We start from the raw sequence: 12,831 nt of genomic DNA on the forward strand, positions 1-12,831 counted from the left end.
CTGGCATGTTAGTGCCATTCGCCGGGGCGAGATAGTCGGGCCCGCGCCGCGCGGTACGCTACGAAACGATTTCGACCTTATCGGCCGGCGGGCCGGGGAAGGTTGCAAAGCCGGTGATCACCCCGCCGCCGAGCAGTTCGTCGACCGCCCGCCCCGCCTGGTCGATCGCCGAATGCGCGTAGGCATAGGCGCCCGAATCCGAGTTGGCGATGGCGATCCGCCCCCAGCCCTTACGCGCCGTCTCGATCGGCAGCGGCCCATCCGGCCAGAACTGGTCCCACGGCCGCATGTACTCGAGCGCGTAGCCGTGACTCCAGCGGTTGCAGGTGATCGCCCCGATATCCCGCGCTGCGTCGAACCCCTTGTCGCCCAGCGCGCGGTTCAGCATGTCGCGCACCTCGCGCTCCATATCCTCGAAGCTGATCGCCGTAAGCGTCTGCCGTCCCATCGCCGCCTGCTCGCGGGCCGAGCTTCCGGGCTCCCCCGCCACCACGATCTTCGCCACATGCAGCAGCACGGGATCGGCCGGCCCTTCCGCGAACTTGTAGTCGCCGACGCTCACCGGAAAATCGATCGAGGCGCCCAGCCAGAACCCGCCCGGCGCCTCGAAGCCGGAAATCCCGGCATCGGCGAAGGCCTGCCAGTTGTTGACCAGCACATTGGTGTAGATCAGCGGGATCTTCACCTGGTCGTCCAGCGCTTCGATCTGCGCCTCGCCGACCTCGTCGCTGAGATAGCGGATGATCCGGTGCCAGCACGCGAGCACGACCTGCTTGGCTCGCACGGTCCTCAGCTTTCCGTCCTCGACATAGGTCACGGTGACGCTTTCCGCCGAAGCCGGATCGCCATCGTGCTTCACCTTCACCACGCTGGCATTGAGCCGCAGGCGCGTGTCGTTCTCCGCCGCGTCGAGCACATCATAGTCGAGCCGGCCGTTGACCAGCTCTTCCATGCCCGTGCCGGCAAGCGCCTGGGGGATCAGCTTCCGCACCAGCGCCCGTGCCACGCCGGCGTTCCCGTCGGGGAAGTGGTAGATGTAGTCGTCCGGGTCGACCAGCACGAGCCGCCCCGACGGGCTCATCGTCTTGAACGGGTGCTCGCCCAGGTCCATGCCGCCGAACCCAGGATTCCAGTTGCCCCAGGCATCGAGCGCCGTCACGCCGTCGATCCCCATGCCGAAATACTCGTGCGTCGACTCCTGGAAATACGCCACCAGTTGCGGATCGTACCCGCAGATCCTGGTTAGGAAGTCGGCATAGGTGGTCTCGGCGAGGATCTTGAACTTTTCTTCCCGCGTCTTGCCCTTGAGATAGTCCGGCGGGGCGTCGATCAGCTCGATCAGGTTCGTCTGCGCCTGGGCGTTCAATGGCGTCTGCGGCACCCAGTCGGCGGCGACCTCGGTCTGCACCACTAGCCTGTCTTCGCCGAACACCTCCTTGCGGAAGAACGTCGCATCGCCGAGGCCATGCCGCTCATACCAGCCGCTGTCGTAGTAGCTCTCGAACTTGTCGAGCTCCACCCCGACATCGGCTAGCACTTCCATGACCAACGGCGAAAAGAAGCTCGGTGTCTGCAGCGACTGGCTGCCGCCGTAGCCGATCACCGACCTGCCATTCGCCGTGGTGAACTCGTTGCGCTGCGCATGCCCGCCGAAATCGGCATTGTTCTCGAGGACCAGCACCCTGCCCGGCTTGTGCTTCTGATAGAGCTGCGCCGCGGCCAGCCCCGAAATGCCGCCGCCCACCACCACTAGGTCGTAGCTCTCACCGGTTGCCTCGGGTGCTTCGGCACTATCCCAGAACGTGCCGTCGCGCAGTGAGTGCGCCACGCCCATTGCCGTTTCGGAGTGTCCGCGCAGTTGCCCCATCGCCGGCGGATAGGCCGAGGGAGCGGCGGCCTGCGCAGCGTCGGCGCCGAGGCCCAGCTGCGCGGCCGCAACACCGCCTACGGTCAGCGCCACTCCGTTGAGGAAATCCCGCCGGCTGATCAGCCGGTCCATCCCCAGTTCACGATCACGCTCGGACCAGTCCGCCATAGTAAAGACTCCCGCCGCTCATTCTGCCTCAAGCATCAGAGCAGGCGGGAGTTCTTGTCAATCACGGCAATATCTTAGCCGAGGTCGATATCCGTCGCGTCCTCATCAAAGCCGCCGCGAATTTCCTGCGCGGCGCGGCGAAGAATCTCCGCCACTCGACGGTCGTCCTCGGGACCGCGCCGGATCGCTTCTTTGATCGCCTTCTTCAGCGCCTTGCGCGCCTCGTTCACTTCCGGCGCCACGTCGTCGATATCACGGTCGGGCCGGGCTGGGCGCTCGGGCCGGTCGGGTCGTCCCGGATGCTCCGGATGCGGCGGCGGGCCGCCGCGATCGCCGAACCAGCCGCCCCGGCCAAACTCCCGCCCCATGCCGCGAAATCGGCTGCGGAACTGTTCCGCCTCCTCCGGCGTGAAGGGAAAGTCCTGGCTCGCCATCCGCTCGCGCAGATGCTCCATGCCCGAGCCGGCCTTGGCGAGAAAATCCAGCGTCGACGCGATCGCCTCGCGATTGTCGTTGAGGTGCGTCCGGCCCTCGTCGGTGATGGTGTAGAGCTTCTTGTTGCCCTCGGCGGCCGAGGTCACATACCCCGCCTCCTCGAGATAGGTCAGCGCCGGATAGACGATGCCCGGGCTCGGCGAATAGAAGCCGTGAGAATGCTCCTCGATCGCCTTGATCAGGTCGTACCCATGCCGCGGCTGCTGCTCGATCAGGAACAGCGCGACGAGCCGCAGGTCGCCCGAGGCGAGCATCCGCCCGATACGGAAATTGCCCCCGAACCCGCCCCAGTCGCCTGGGTTGATGCCGCCTTCGAAGTTGCCGAATTTCCGAAACCCGCGCCGCGCCATAGCTTCCATGCGCCGCCAGTTCCGGTCCCACCTATGGTCGTGATCATGCATGACTGCACTCCAAGATATATCTTACGATTAGCCGCAAAGATATGCCTCGACCACGGAGCGTTCAAGATAGCTCTCAAGATATATCTTAAGTCAGCGATACTGCCTTGATCCTCCTCCGCGTGGCGGCGGAGGGGGCGGCCACAAGCACGAAGCGAGCTACCCCGCGATCGCCTTCACATACCGCTCCGCCGAAGCATGCACCTGCGCCTTCGCATCCTTCGTCATTACCCGATCCCACCAGGCCGAGTAGATCCGGTCATACGCAAAGCCCTCGACGCAGCCGACGATGCGGTTCACCTGGCGCGCCGGCAGCGGGATCAGGTTGGGATAGGAGTACATGAAGCTCACCCAGCGCGTGTCCGGCACCACCATGATGGTGTCGCCGGTCATCAGCACGCCCTTGCCGTCCTCGCCCGGCCAGTGCAGCGCCGTCGAGCCCTCGAAATGCCCGCCGCAACGCGCCAGCCTAACCCCCTGCCCCAGGTCCAGCGTCTCGCTGTTCCAGAAGCTCACCCGCTCCGACGGCCGCATCACATACTGCCGGTTCGCCTCATGGATATGGATCGGCACCCCACCCAGCGCCTCCGACCAATCGACCATCGAGGAATAGAAATGCGGATGCGAAATCGCCATCGCCCGCACCCCGCCCAGTTCCTTGATCCGGGCAACCGCCTCATCAGTCACCAGCGGCGTACAATCCCACAGGATGCCCCCGCCCGGCTGCCGGATCAGCAACATCCGCTGCCCGATGGCAATCTGCGGCGTCGCCCCGATACCGACGAGCCCCGGCTCCTGCTCCTTGAACTCGATCGTGTGCTTGGCTTGCAGCTCCGCCAGCGTCGTCCACCGCTGCCCGGCCGGCGTCACATACTGCCGCTCGTCATCACAGATCGCACACCGCTCCGGCGGCGCCTCGGACGGTGCATGGCCAACGCCACAGGTGACGCAGATAAAGGATTGCATGAGGAAAGCTCCGGTTCGAAAAAGCTGCCGGACCAATTGTTAGCGGAGTCGAGAACGCTTGGGCACCAGACTGAATCAGATCATGCCTCTCGCCTGCGGGTTGCCTATCGGTGCGCTCCCGTCCAAAGTGACCTCGCGAAATGGGGGTCGCCAATGCTGAAAGCTGCACTGTTTGCGGGGTGCGTCCTGCTTCTGTCGGCGACTTCAGCTGGTGCGGCGAGATTGATTGCCGAGCCTGCCGACACCCAACCCCTGCCACGGCCCGAAATACTGCCTCCGCCAAATGGCGAGTTAGTTCGCACCATCAAGGACAGCAACGGAACCACGAAGATCGATGTCAGCGGTAAAGGAGCGGTGCTGTGCGCCTGGAGCATCCTCGTTGCAGTACAGGCAACCACCGAGGCATGTGGCTGGAAACGCCTTCCCGTCGATGCTGCGATAGATGCCGCCATCGCCGACATGGACAAGTACATCATCGAGAACATGCCAACGCCGATAACCCAAGGCGATCTCGATGAACGGAAGCGGCACGACCGCGAAGGTGTTTGGGGAGTGGAAGCCGACGAGATCGCGTTGATGTGCGAACTCAGTTCGGAAACCGATACCTACGCAAACTTCGCCTCAAGCATGCGGCAGATCGACCCGGCGACCTTGGCCACGAGTATCCAGGACTCGCTCTCAATCCCTCGCGAGCCCGTCATGAACCCCTGCCTCTAGGCCACCAGCCCCTTCCACACCTCCAACTCGTCCAGCGTCTCACCCGCCCCCGCCAGCGCGAACTGGTAGATGTCGAAGCTCCCCACCATCACGCCGTAATAGCCCGGCCGCTCGCGTGCCTCGTGCTTGAGCCGCAGGATCAAGTCCCGGTCGCAGTTCGACAGATCCGCGCGCAAATTCGCATCTCGCGCCTGGCGCACCGCGAAATCGAAAGGCTCCCAGCCCCAGATGTCGCACTTCCATTCATTGCCGGCGAAATCCTTGAACTCGATGCCCCAGTAGAGCCCGGCGCCCAGCGGATGCGGGTCGACATAGTCGTTGAGGAAGCTCGCCTTGTGCAGCTGCAGCCCGGCCCGGTCGAACTGGATGGCGATGTCCGCGGCGAGCCCCGCCCACTCGGCCCAGCGTTCCGCCTCGCACGGCATGTGGATGTCGATGTCGCGCCACACCATCAGGTCGTAGCCGGCGCTGCCGGTCACCACCGCCTCGCCGAAGCGGGCATTGAGCAATTCGAGCAGGCCGGTCTCAACCAGCACATTGCGGGTCTCGTTGCGGAGTTCGGCGGCCAGCCGCGCCCTCTCTTCTGCGTCCTGAAGAGCTGCGTCCATTCCAAATGTCCCTCTTTGGAATCCGTCCCGGGGCATCCCGACCCCGGAATCAAAAGCCCGGCTCGTGAGCCGGGCTGAAAATCTAGTGACGTAAGCGCCGAAACTGTGGCGGCTTACTCGGCCTTGGGCTCGGCGGCAGCCTCGGTCGCAGCAGCAGCCTCGGCGGCAGCAGCAGCGGCGGCCTCGGCGGCGTCCTTCTCGGCGAGTTCCTTCGCCAGCGCCTCGGCAGCGGCGATCTTCTCAGCCTCGCGGGCGTTCTTGGCCTCGATGGCGGCTTCGCGCTCACCGGCCTCGATCTTCTTGGTACGGGCGCCGACGTTCTCGAAGATACGGGCGGCCTTACCGCGACGGTCGCGCAGGTAGTAGAGCTTGGCGCGACGCACCTTGCCGCGCTTGATCACTTCGACGCGGTCGATGTTCGGCGAGAGCACCGGGAACACGCGTTCCACGCCTTCGCCGTACGAAATCTTGCGCACGGTGAAGCTTTCCATGATGCCGGTGCCGGAGCGGGCGATAACCACGCCCTCATAGGCCTGCAGGCGTTCCTTGTCGCCTTCGCGGATCTTCACCCAAACCTTGACGGTATCGCCATGGGTAAATTCCGGATGGGCGCCCTTGGCGAGCAGCTTCTCGTGCTGCTCCTGATTGAGCTGTTCGATGATGTTCGACATCTGATGTTCCGTTCGTCTTTTTCAAAGGAGCGTTTCGCCGGCTTTCGCCGACCGCCCGGTCTTGGTTGCACGGATTTTTATGCATTATTGGCCGAGCCGAAGCTCAAGCGAGCGGGGCTATAGATGAAGAAAGCCCGCGAGTCTAGAGCAGGTCTAGGGCTCGCGGGCCTTTGATGTCACTTCGATGTCAGCCGCGCGACACTAGTCGCTGCGGACGAGGCTCAGAGCCAGCCAGCCAGCACCCCGACACCGCCCAGCGCGAACACGCCGCCCGCCACCTGCGCAACCGTCTTGCTGTACTTGCCGACGAGCTTCGATACGCCCATCGCCGCCCCGATACCCGCCGCGTGCAGCAGCGCGGTCGCGACGATAAAGCCCGTCGCATACTCGAAGCCCGAGGCATCCACCGGCATTTCGGCGCCATGCGCGTGGCCGTGGAAGACCGCAAACACCCCGACCAGGGCCGAAGCCGCCACCACCGGCATCGGCCGGCCGAGCGCCGCGACGCCGCCGATCACCACGCTCGAGAGTGCAATCCCCAGCTCGACGAACGGCACGTCGATCTGCCCGACGCCAAGCAGGAAGCCCACCGCCATCATGCCCACGAAGCTCAGCGGCACCAGCCACAGCGCCTTGCCGCCCAGCACATAGGCGAACACGCCCACCGCCACCATGGCGAGCACGTGGTCGAGGCCACCCACCGGGTGCATGAAGCCATGCAGGAACCCCGAGGTGTCGCCATGCCCGGTATGGGCAAAGGCGGCCGTCGGAACAGCAATGAGCAGAAGTGCCAGAAGCGCGCGCATAAGTATCTCCATCTCGGGACCCACCGTCCCGTTCGCGTATGTTTCACTGACGGCCGGTCTCCTGGCTCCGGGCATCTCCCACTCCGCCTTCCCAGTCGCAAACCAGTGGCACGCTGAGTGGAAGTTAGGCCCGTTACAGTCGCGGGGGCGGCGCCGGCATCGCCCGAAGGCCACCGGCTTCCCGTTTCACGCATCACCCGATGCGCACCGTCGCCTTATCTCTGTCAGGTCTCGGTAGCGAGATCAACGGCAAGCCGCGCATTTGCCGCATGACGCGGCACCTCCTCCTGCGCTAGAGGAGCAACGTCCAACCGGGATGGCCCCAGTGCTGAATGCGCGAAACATGGGAATCGAGGTGCTGCGCGCGGCTATCGTGCTGGCGCTGGTCTTCCTCAGCTTCGCGCACACTCCGGTCACCGTGGCCTCTGCCGGCCCCGACGTGCTCACCGCCGCGCTCGACCTCAGCTATTGCGGCGATCTCCCGGACGAGCCCAAGTCGCACGCTCCCTGCCACGCCTGCCGCATCGGCGCCGGCGCCGACCTGCCCCCGCCTTGCACCCTCGCCCTCCCGGCCACCCTCGTCGCCGCGGTTGCCTATGGCGCGATGCCGGTGCTGGTGCAGCCGGCAACCTCCATCCGCCCCTTCGACGCCCGCGGACCACCTCTCGCCTGATCTTCCTCGCCTCGAATTCCCCAATTCCATTCGAAAGATCAGTTCAATGAACCGTCTCCTCATCCCGGCCCTGCTGGGCCTTGCCCTTGTCGCCACCCCGGCCTTTGCTCACAATGGCCTCATCCACGAGGGTTGCCCCACCGGCCAGGTGTTCACCGCCGGCGACCTCACCATCACCGACGCCTACACCCGCGCCATGCTGCCCAAGGCCCAGGTTTCCGGCGGCTATCTCACCATTGAAAACAAGGGCAGCATTGCCGATCGCCTGCTCGGCGGCAGCACCCAAGCCGCCAAAACCGTCCAGGTTCACCAGATGAAGATGGAGGGCGACATGATGAAGATGGGCGAAGTCGAAGGCGGCCTCGAAATCCCCGCTGGCGGCACCGTCGCGCTCACCCCGGGCGGCGACGCCTATCACCTGATGCTCATGGGTGTCGGCACGCCGTTCGAAGAGGGCCAGTGCCTGCAGCTGACGCTGAAGTTCGAGAAGGCCGGCGAGGTGCCGGTCGTGCTCAACATCGGCGGCGCCGCAGCCGACGCTGCGCCCGAGGGCGAGATGAGCATGCCGATGGGTCACTCGGACCACCAGATGGCCCCGGCGCAGTAAGCCGGCGCTACTTCAGCAGATCCGGCCGGCGCGCCCGCGTGAGCTTCTCGCTCTCGGCGCGCCGCCACTTCTCCACCTTGCCGTGGTCGCCCGACGTCAGCACCGCCGGGATCTCGCGCCCCTCAAACAGCTGTGGCCGCGTATATTGCGGGTATTCCAGCAGCCCGTTCTCAAAGCTCTCGTCGGCATGGCTCTCCGCCGCCCCCAGCACCCCGGGGATCAGCCGCACCACCGCCTCGAGCAGCACCATGGCCGCGACCTCGCCGCCGGCGAGCACATAATCGCCGATCGAGACTTCCTCGAGCTGCCTGGCCTCGATCACCCGCTGGTCGATCCCCTCGAACCGCCCGCAGACGATCACCGCCCCCGGCCCCGCCGCCAACTCGCGCACACGCTCCTGCGTCAGCGGCTTGCCGCGCGGCGACATCAGCAGCCGCGGCCGAGCATCGCCTTCCGGCGACACCGCGTCGATGGCTTTCGCGAGAATGTCCGGCTTGAGCACCATCCCGGCGCCGCCGCCCGATGGGGTATCGTCCACCGTCCGGTGCCGATCGGTGGCGAAATCGCGCAGCTGGGTGGTCGAAAGGCTCCACAACCCATCCGCCATGCCACGGCCGATCACCGAGGCGCCGAGCGGCCCCGGGAACAGTTCCGGAAAGAGCGTGATGATGTGAGCTGAAAAGCTCAATCGGGTTCTTCTTCGCCCGGATCCGCCTCGATCGGCGGATCGATCAGCAGATACCCGTCCTTGACCCGCACCTCCGGCACAACGGCCTTGGAGAATGGATAGAGATAGGTATCGCCCGAGCGCGGATCGCGGATTTCGAGCAGGTCGCCGGCGCCGAAATTGGGCACCGCCATCACCTCGCCGATCTCCGAGCCGTCCGACAATCGGGCTTTCAGCCCGATCAGGTCGGCATGGTAGAAATCGTCTTCGTCGTCCGGCTCCGGCAGCAGCGCGCGATCGACATAGAGTTCGACCCCGTTGAGCTTTTCCGCCGCGTTCCGGTCGTTCACCCCCTCGATACGCGCCACGAGCACATTCGTCGTGGTGCGCGCCGAGAGGATTTTGATCGTCAGCCCCGGCTTGTCGGTCGACAGCGGGCCATAGGAAACCAGCGCCAGCGGGTCCTCGGTGAAGGACTGGATGCGCACTTCGCCCTTGATCCCATGGGCCGCGCCAATGCGGCCCATGAGGAGCTTGTTGTCGCCCGCTTGCGCCACGGCTTACTCGGACGCGGCTTCGGCTGCCGGCTCTTCAGCGGCGGGAGCGGGAGCGTTCTTGGCTTCCTCGGCGGCGGCAGCGGCAGCAGCCTTCGCCTCGGCGCGCTCGGTCGCCTTCTTGCCCGGCACGGCCTTCTCGGGGTTGTTGCGCGCTTCGCGCTTCAGCAGGCCCGCGGCGTCGAAGAAACGGGCGACGCGGTCGGTCGGCTGGGCGCCGACGCTCAGCCAGTGGGTGGCGCGCTCGGTGACGAGGTTTACGCGCTTTTCCTTGTCGGCGAGCTTGGGATCATAGGTGCCGATCTTCTCGATGAAGCGGCCATCGCGCGGCGAACGGGCATCGGCGACGACGACGTGGTAGTAGGGGCGCTTCTTGGTGCCGGCGCGGGCAAGGCGGAGTTTCAGCGACATAGGTTCAGTCCTTTGAGTTGATTTCGTCTGTTACTTTTTCTTCGGCACGAAGCCGCCACCGAGGCCCGGAAGGCCAGGGAAGCGCGGCGCGCCGCCAAGCCCGGGAAGTCCCGAGCCGGATTTGAGCAGCTGGCCGACATCGGTCGGCAGCTTGTTTTCGGTGAGTTGCTTCGGCGGAGCCGCCTGCTGCGGAATGGCCGCCGGGTCGATGCCCATGCGACGCGCCAGCGCCTCGAGTTCCTTGGGGTCCATCGACGACGGGTCCGGCATGTTGCCGAGCCCCGGCATCATCCCGCCCATCTTGCCGCCGAACATGCCAGCGAGCGACCCCATGCCACCCTTCGACACCTTCTTCATCATGTCCGCCATCTGGCGGTGCTGCTTCATCAGCTTGTTGACGTCTTCGACCTTGGTGCCAGAGCCCGCCGCGATGCGGATGCGCCGCTTTGCGTTCAACAGGTCCGGGTTCGCCCGCTCCGCCTTGGTCATCGAGTTGATGACGGCGATCTGCCGGTCGAACACCTTCTCGTCGATATTGGCGCCGGCCATCGCCTTCTTCATCTGGCCCATGCCCGGCATCATGTTCATGAGCGAACCCATGCCGCCCATCTTCTTCATCTGCAGCAGTTGGCCGCGCAGATCCTCGAGGTCGAAGACGCCCTTCTTGAGCTTCTTCGCCATCTTCTGCGCGTCTTCGGCAGTGACGTTCTGCGCAGCCTTCTCGACCAGGCTGACGATGTCGCCCATGCCAAGGATACGGTCGGCGATGCGCGAGGGATGGAAATCCTCGAGCGCATCCATCTTTTCGCCGGTACCGAGCAGCTTGATCGGCTTGCCGGTCGCCGCCCGCATCGAAAGCGCGGCGCCGCCACGGCCATCGCCGTCGACACGCGTCAAAACGATACCGGTGATATCCACCCGCGCATCGAACGAACGTGCCAGGTTCACCGCATCCTGGCCGGTCAGCGAGTCGGCCACCAGCAGGATTTCGTGCGGATCGGTAGCGGCCTTCACCGCCGCCGTCTCTTCCATCAGCTCTTCGTCGATATGCGTGCGACCCGCCGTATCGAGGATCAGCACGTCATAGCCGCCGAGCTTGCCCTCGCGCTGCGCGCGCCTGGCGATATCGACGGGCTTTTCGTTCTGCTGGATCGGCAGCGTATCGACGCCGATCTGCTCGCCGAGCACCCTGAGCTGCTCCTTCGCCGCCGGGCGGCGATCGTCGAGCGAGGCCATCAGGACCTTCTTGCCCTGACGCTCCTTCATCCGCTTCGCCAGCTTGGCCGAAAGCGTGGTCTTGCCCGCGCCCTGCAGGCCCACCATCAGCATGGTCATCGGCGGCGTGGTGTTGAAGTCGATCGGCACCTGCGTTTCGCCGAGCACCTTGACCAGCTCGTCGTGGACGATCTTGACCACCTGCTGGCCCGGCGTCACCGAGCGGGTAACCTCCGCGCCAACGGCGCGCTCGCGCACCTGCTCGACGAACGCCCGCACCACTTCCAGCGACACGTCGGCCTCGAGCAGCGCCCGGCGCACTTCGCGCAGCGCCGCATCCACGTCGCTCTCGTTGAGGGCGCCGCGGCCCCTGAGGCCCTCGAAGATTTTCCCAAGCCGGTCGCTAAGGCTTTCGAACATTTTTGTTCCTTTGGTTCCGCAGCATGGATGCCTCGGACCCGGAGATAGGTAGTCTTGGTCGATCCCGCCATCCGAGGACGGCGCCATCGGCGCAAACGCCAAACCCACCCGAGGGCGCATCGCGCTGTCGGGTGTTAGCCTCCGGGATCTCTTTATACCTTTGCGGGTCCCGGTCGGCAGTCAGGCGTTCGAACCTGATGAATTGTCGCGGTCGATAGAGAGGAAATGGGGCGGAGTCAAGGAAGAGGCGCACTGCCTTCAAGCGATCCGCCGCCCCTGCACGGCAACGATCCCCTCGACGAGCAGAGTATCGACCTCGAACCCCATGCCAACGAGGCTCGCTGCAGCCTGCATGGCAAATCGCTCCGCAGTGCGGATAGCCGGCGCCTCCAGCACGAGCACGATCCGCCCACCTGCCTTCAGCACTTTGCGGAACGCGGGCGCCCAGCCAAGGTCGGCATGCCGGGGAAAATCGACGTTCACCGCGAATGCCGCATCGAATGTGCCGAGGTCCAGCGTCTCGAACTCGCTTTCGAACGCCGTCAGCCGCCCCAGGCCAGCGTTCCGCTTGACGCAGGCCTCGACCATCTTGCCCGAGCGGTCGACCGCCACCACATCCGCGCCCGCCGCCAGCACCAGCCCGGTCGCGATCCCGTGTCCGCAACCGATTTCCAGCACGCTTTCGCCGCGCCTCGGCGCCAGCAATTCCACCGCCCAGCGATGACGTTTCGCGATCTCCGCCAAGCACGACTCCCCTTTCGCAACGAAATAACCCGGCCGAACGTGACCTGAACATGGCCGTTGCCCGCTTTCCCCAGCAGCGCTACATCTTGGCCGGGTCTGCAGTTCACCCAGGCGTCGCCGCCCCATCCTGGGAGCTAAACCTGCCTCATATCCGAGCCCAGCACTTATCCCCGTGCCAACTCGCAAGCCGGCGGCCACGACATCTCCTCCGGGGGATTGGCACTACGAGGATGAGTTGATGTCCAGAACTGCTGTCCCCCTGCGGGTGGACGACCTGTCGCCCTTCGCCAAGACGCTCCGCCAGAGCCTCTCACAACACGAGGGCATCCCAACCCATGTCGAACTGCTGAACCTGTTGGCGAAAGCCGCGGGCTTCGCGAACTACCAGCACCTGCGCGCCGATGCCGGCACCGCCGGCCGGCTGGCCACAGCCGCCGAAGCCGCACCCCGTGCCGACCTCACCCAAGTCGAGAAGGCGGCGCGCTATTTCGACGATGGCGGCGTGCTGCAAAGCTGGCCGGCCCGCTTCAATCTGCAGCTGCTCTGCCTCTGGGTGCTGTGGTCGCGCCTGCCGCCCGATACCAGCTACACCGAACGCGAGATCAGCGACCTCTTGCGCGATTGGCACGAGTTCGGCGACCACGCGCTGCTCCGCCGCGCCATGTACGAAGCCAAGCTCGTCGACCGCACCATCGACGGCCGCGACTACCGCCGCATCGAGCAAGCCCCGCCGCCCGAGCTCAAACCGCTCCTCGCCCACCTCGCCGCCCGCGCCCCGGTGTAGCCGGCCCAGTGGCGGGACGCAGCGTTGCGCCCGCCACTGGCAATTTGGCGTCACTTCCGC

The 12,831-nt window shown here is 65.4% G+C and carries 15 protein-coding genes and 1 riboswitch; of the genes, 4 read left to right on the forward strand and 11 right to left on the reverse strand.

Features of this window, described 5'->3' with window-relative positions:
• Positions 1 to 58: 58 nt before the first annotated feature.
• The 3 genes from AC1DYL_RS10240 to AC1DYL_RS10250 all read right to left on the reverse strand — a co-directional run bounded on the left by AC1DYL_RS10240 (position 59) and on the right by AC1DYL_RS10250 (position 3,894).
• Complete coding sequence (locus AC1DYL_RS10240) at positions 59 to 2,035, reverse strand: NAD(P)-binding protein (protein ID WP_477173049.1); 1,977 nt, start codon at positions 2,033 to 2,035, stop codon at positions 59 to 61.
• A 74-nt stretch (positions 2,036 to 2,109) separates the two neighbouring features.
• The gene (locus tag AC1DYL_RS10245; protein ID WP_477173050.1) at positions 2,110 to 2,931 is read right to left on the reverse strand and encodes a PadR family transcriptional regulator; all 822 of its coding nucleotides are present in this window, start codon (positions 2,929 to 2,931) and stop codon (positions 2,110 to 2,112) included.
• Positions 2,932 to 3,087: 156 nt separating this feature from the next.
• Entirely contained in the window at positions 3,088 to 3,894 is an 807-nt protein-coding gene (locus AC1DYL_RS10250) for an MBL fold metallo-hydrolase (protein WP_477173051.1), read from the reverse strand.
• Positions 3,895 to 4,047: 153 nt separating this feature from the next.
• Here AC1DYL_RS10250 and AC1DYL_RS10255 point away from each other — a divergent pair, with 153 nt between their 5' ends.
• Complete coding sequence (locus AC1DYL_RS10255; protein WP_477173052.1) at positions 4,048 to 4,611, forward strand: hypothetical protein; 564 nt, start codon at positions 4,048 to 4,050, stop codon at positions 4,609 to 4,611.
• Here AC1DYL_RS10255 and AC1DYL_RS10260 read toward each other — a convergent pair.
• The 3 genes from AC1DYL_RS10260 to AC1DYL_RS10270 form a co-directional block, all read right to left on the reverse strand.
• Positions 4,608 to 5,219 carry a hypothetical protein gene (locus AC1DYL_RS10260; protein WP_477148408.1) on the reverse strand — a complete coding sequence of 204 codons (612 nt, stop codon included), beginning with the start codon at positions 5,217 to 5,219 and terminating at the stop codon, positions 4,608 to 4,610. The genes AC1DYL_RS10255 and AC1DYL_RS10260 overlap by 4 nt on opposite strands.
• Before the next feature lie 113 nt (positions 5,220 to 5,332).
• Entirely contained in the window at positions 5,333 to 5,890 is a 558-nt protein-coding gene (gene rplS / locus AC1DYL_RS10265; RefSeq protein WP_477148409.1) for a 50S ribosomal protein L19, read from the reverse strand.
• 221 nt (positions 5,891 to 6,111) lie between these two features.
• Entirely contained in the window at positions 6,112 to 6,696 is a 585-nt protein-coding gene (locus tag AC1DYL_RS10270) for a HupE/UreJ family protein (protein WP_477173053.1), read from the reverse strand.
• Positions 6,697 to 6,730: 34 nt separating this feature from the next.
• Positions 6,731 to 6,923: riboswitch (cobalamin riboswitch) on the reverse strand.
• A gap of 98 nt (positions 6,924 to 7,021) precedes the next feature.
• Between AC1DYL_RS10270 and AC1DYL_RS10275 the strand changes: the two genes are divergently transcribed.
• Positions 7,022 to 7,369 (forward strand): hypothetical protein, encoded by a 348-nt coding sequence (locus AC1DYL_RS10275; RefSeq protein WP_477173054.1) that lies wholly within the window; start codon positions 7,022 to 7,024, stop codon positions 7,367 to 7,369.
• 46 nt (positions 7,370 to 7,415) lie between these two features.
• The gene (locus AC1DYL_RS10280; RefSeq protein WP_477173055.1) at positions 7,416 to 7,976 is read left to right on the forward strand and encodes a copper chaperone PCu(A)C; all 561 of its coding nucleotides are present in this window, start codon (positions 7,416 to 7,418) and stop codon (positions 7,974 to 7,976) included.
• A 7-nt stretch (positions 7,977 to 7,983) separates the two neighbouring features.
• Here the strand turns inward: AC1DYL_RS10280 and trmD are convergent, their stop codons facing one another.
• The 5 genes from trmD to AC1DYL_RS10305 form a co-directional block, all read right to left on the reverse strand.
• On the reverse strand, positions 7,984 to 8,664 hold the full coding sequence (trmD, locus tag AC1DYL_RS10285) for a tRNA (guanosine(37)-N1)-methyltransferase TrmD (RefSeq protein ID WP_477173056.1): 681 nt from the start codon (positions 8,662 to 8,664) through the stop codon (positions 7,984 to 7,986).
• Positions 8,661 to 9,200 (reverse strand): ribosome maturation factor RimM, encoded by a 540-nt coding sequence (gene rimM / locus AC1DYL_RS10290; RefSeq protein WP_477173057.1) that lies wholly within the window; start codon positions 9,198 to 9,200, stop codon positions 8,661 to 8,663. The genes trmD and rimM overlap by 4 nt, the downstream gene beginning before the upstream one ends.
• 3 nt (positions 9,201 to 9,203) lie before the next feature.
• Positions 9,204 to 9,608, reverse strand: a complete 405-nt coding sequence (gene rpsP, locus AC1DYL_RS10295) for a 30S ribosomal protein S16 (RefSeq protein ID WP_477148415.1) — start codon at positions 9,606 to 9,608, stop codon at positions 9,204 to 9,206.
• A gap of 30 nt (positions 9,609 to 9,638) precedes the next feature.
• A complete protein-coding gene (gene ffh, locus AC1DYL_RS10300; protein ID WP_477173058.1) occupies positions 9,639 to 11,243 on the reverse strand; it encodes a signal recognition particle protein in 1,605 nt (534 codons plus the stop codon).
• A 258-nt stretch (positions 11,244 to 11,501) separates the two neighbouring features.
• Entirely contained in the window at positions 11,502 to 11,987 is a 486-nt protein-coding gene (locus AC1DYL_RS10305; protein ID WP_477173059.1) for a class I SAM-dependent methyltransferase, read from the reverse strand.
• Positions 11,988 to 12,225: 238 nt separating this feature from the next.
• On the opposite strand from AC1DYL_RS10305, the gene AC1DYL_RS10310 reads away from it, so the two are divergent.
• Positions 12,226 to 12,771, forward strand: coding sequence for a DUF2087 domain-containing protein (locus AC1DYL_RS10310; protein ID WP_477173060.1), 546 nt, complete (start codon positions 12,226 to 12,228; stop codon positions 12,769 to 12,771).
• Positions 12,772 to 12,831: the final 60 nt, after the last annotated feature.

Source organism: Devosia sp. P1_H9, from assembly GCF_056405135.1.